Origin of the sequence: Nioella sp. (assembly GCF_964229645.1) — a bacterium.
Classification (GTDB): domain Bacteria; phylum Pseudomonadota; class Alphaproteobacteria; order Rhodobacterales; family Rhodobacteraceae; genus Nioella.
Genome location: NZ_CAXREX010000207.1, coordinates 1 through 2,309 on the forward strand (window position 1 = coordinate 1; position 2,309 = coordinate 2,309).

At 67.6% G+C, this 2,309-nt stretch carries 4 protein-coding genes; 3 read left to right on the forward strand and 1 reads right to left on the reverse strand.

What is annotated here, in order from left to right; translation table 11 throughout:
• The 3 genes from ACEQXV_RS13850 to ACEQXV_RS13860 all read left to right on the forward strand — a co-directional run.
• The coding region (locus tag ACEQXV_RS13850) for a class I adenylate-forming enzyme family protein (RefSeq protein WP_370269694.1) at nt 1-984 on the forward strand (984 nt) is incomplete at its 5' end.
• Nucleotides 984-1,325, forward strand: a complete 342-nt coding sequence (locus tag ACEQXV_RS13855) for a MaoC family dehydratase (protein WP_370269695.1) — start codon at nt 984-986, stop codon at nt 1,323-1,325. The genes ACEQXV_RS13850 and ACEQXV_RS13855, both read left to right, overlap by 1 nt.
• Nucleotides 1,322-1,684: a phosphate acetyltransferase gene (locus tag ACEQXV_RS13860; protein WP_370269696.1), complete on the forward strand. Its 363-nt coding sequence runs from the start codon at nt 1,322-1,324 to the stop codon at nt 1,682-1,684. Before ACEQXV_RS13855 ends, ACEQXV_RS13860 begins: the two co-directional genes overlap by 4 nt.
• A gap of 21 nt (nt 1,685-1,705) precedes the next feature.
• Here the strand turns inward: ACEQXV_RS13860 and ACEQXV_RS13865 are convergent.
• Nucleotides 1,706-2,309: M20/M25/M40 family metallo-hydrolase (locus tag ACEQXV_RS13865; RefSeq protein ID WP_370269698.1), on the reverse strand; the 604-nt coding region annotated here is incomplete at its 5' end.

Consider the following 2,309-nt stretch of genomic DNA (forward strand, 5'->3'; position numbering starts at 1 on the left):
AAGGCCGTGATCCAGACCGCCCGCATGGTGGTGGCGAATGCGATGAACATCGCGCAATGCATGCGCCTGACGTCAGAGGATCGGACGCTCAATTACCTGCCGCTTTTCCATACCGGCGGGATCAACCTGTTTACCATGCCGCTTTTCCTGTGGGGCGGCTGCACGACCGTGTTGCGCAAATTCGACGCGCCCGATCTGGTCGCGTTGATCGGACAAGGGGCGGTGACGCAGTTTTTCGGCGTGCCGGCGATCTACCAGGCGCTGATGGCGATGGACCTGTCGGCTGTGGATCTGGGATCGCTCCGAGGCTGGGCCTGCGGCGGCGCGGCGCTGCCCGAAGCGACGATCCACCATTTCGCCGAGCGCGGGGCGCTGATCTGCAACGGCTTCGGCATGACCGAAACGGGGCCCACGGGATTTCTTCTGGACCGCGATGCCGTGCTGCGAAAGATCGGATCGGTCGGCAAGCCGCAATTCATGACCGAGGCACGGCTCGATGGCGTCCCCGACGGTGAGCCCGGCACCGGCGAGATCCAGCTTCGCGGGCCGACGGTGACGCCCGGCTACCTGGATAATCCCGAGGCCACGCGCGCGGCCTTCACCGCCGATGGCTGGCTCAGATCCGGGGACGTCGCCACGCGCGATTCCGAGGGATTTTACCGCATCGTCGACCGTATCAAGGACATGTACATCTCGGGCGGCGAGAACGTGTATCCCGCCGAGGTCGAAAAGGTGCTCATCACCCATCCCGACATTCTGGACGCGGCGGTGATCGGTGTTCCCGATACCCAATGGGGCGAGACCGGCGTGGCGTTTCTCATCGCGCGGAACGGGTCTCTGCCGGGGCCACAGGATCTGTCGGACTGGCTGCGCCAGCGGATTGCGGGCTACAAACTGCCCCGCGCTTTCCACGCGGTGGACGATTTCCCGCGCACCGCCGCCGGCAAGATCCGCAAGACGGAATTGCGAAAGCTGCTGGCGTGATGCGCGAAGAATGGACACCGACGCAGGCGCAGTTCGACGCCTTCGCCCGGGTCTCGGGCGATACGAACCCGATCCATGTCGATCCGGACTTTTGCCGGGACACGCCCTTCGCGCTTCCGGTCAGCCACGGGATGCTGATCTATGCCCGGATCTGGCACATGCTGGCCCGCGCGCGGCCCGGCGCGCGTCACCGGGTGCAGGAGATGATGTTTCCCAACCCCGCCTATGCGGGCGAGGCGCTGGTGCTCGAGATCTCGGACGAGCGCGGCGCGATCAGCGTCAGGGCGGCGCGCAAGGCGGATGGGGCGGTCTGCCTGCAGGGCCGGGCGGTGCTGGAATGAAACCGGGCGATCACGCCGAAACCCGGCGCCTGTTCACGCGCGCGGATCTGGCGGCTTTCGCCGCGCTGACGGATGGCGAGGGGGCCACCCAACCGGGTGACAGCGTGCCCGAGCCGCTGATCGGCGCCCTGTTTTCCTACCTGCTGGGCGTCGAGCTGCCTGGGTCGGGGACGAATTACCTCAAGCAAAGCCTGCATTTCCACGCGCAGGCGCCGCTCGATACATGGCTTTCCGCCCGGGTCGAGGTCACGCGCATCCGCCCCGAGAAGCGGCTCGTCGATCTGGCCACCACCTGTCACCTGCCGGATGGGACGCTGATCTGCGAGGGGCGGGCGCTGGTGCTGGCACCGGAAGCCTGAAGCGGGCGGGTCGGATCGGGCTCAGCTCAGCAATTCGCGGATCGCGCTGTGAAAGATCGCGACGCCCTGCGCGATCAGGGTATCGGGGAAATCGTAGGTCTGCGTATGCAAGGCGGGATGGTCGCGCCCCGCGCCCAGTAGCAGCATCGCGGATTTCGACACCGCACCGAACCGGCCGAAATCCTCGGACGCGCGCATCGGCAGGTCGCCGGGTTCGTGCGCGATGCCGTTCGCATCCAGCGCGCGGGCCAGCACCGCGGTGGCGTCGGGATCGTTGCGGCAGGCGCCGAAATGGTCATGGATCTCGAAATCCACGCCCAGACCGGCCGCCGCGGCCTCGTCCCGCGCAAGGGTCTTCGCCTGCTCCAGAAGGGTTTCCAGATCCTCGTCGCCCAGACCGCGCAATGTCACCCACAGCTCGGCCTCGCCGGGGGCGATGCCGAAAGCGGGCTCGCCCATGCGCAGATGGGTGATCGTCGTCAGGCGGAAACCGGGCCCCAGCGCGCCGCCCGGGCCCATGGCGCGCAGCCCGTCGATCAAGCGGGGCAGCGCCCCCGTCGGGGCCCTGCCGTCTTCGGGCATCGAGGCATGGGCGGTCGCGCCCGACAGCCGGATCTTCAGCCCC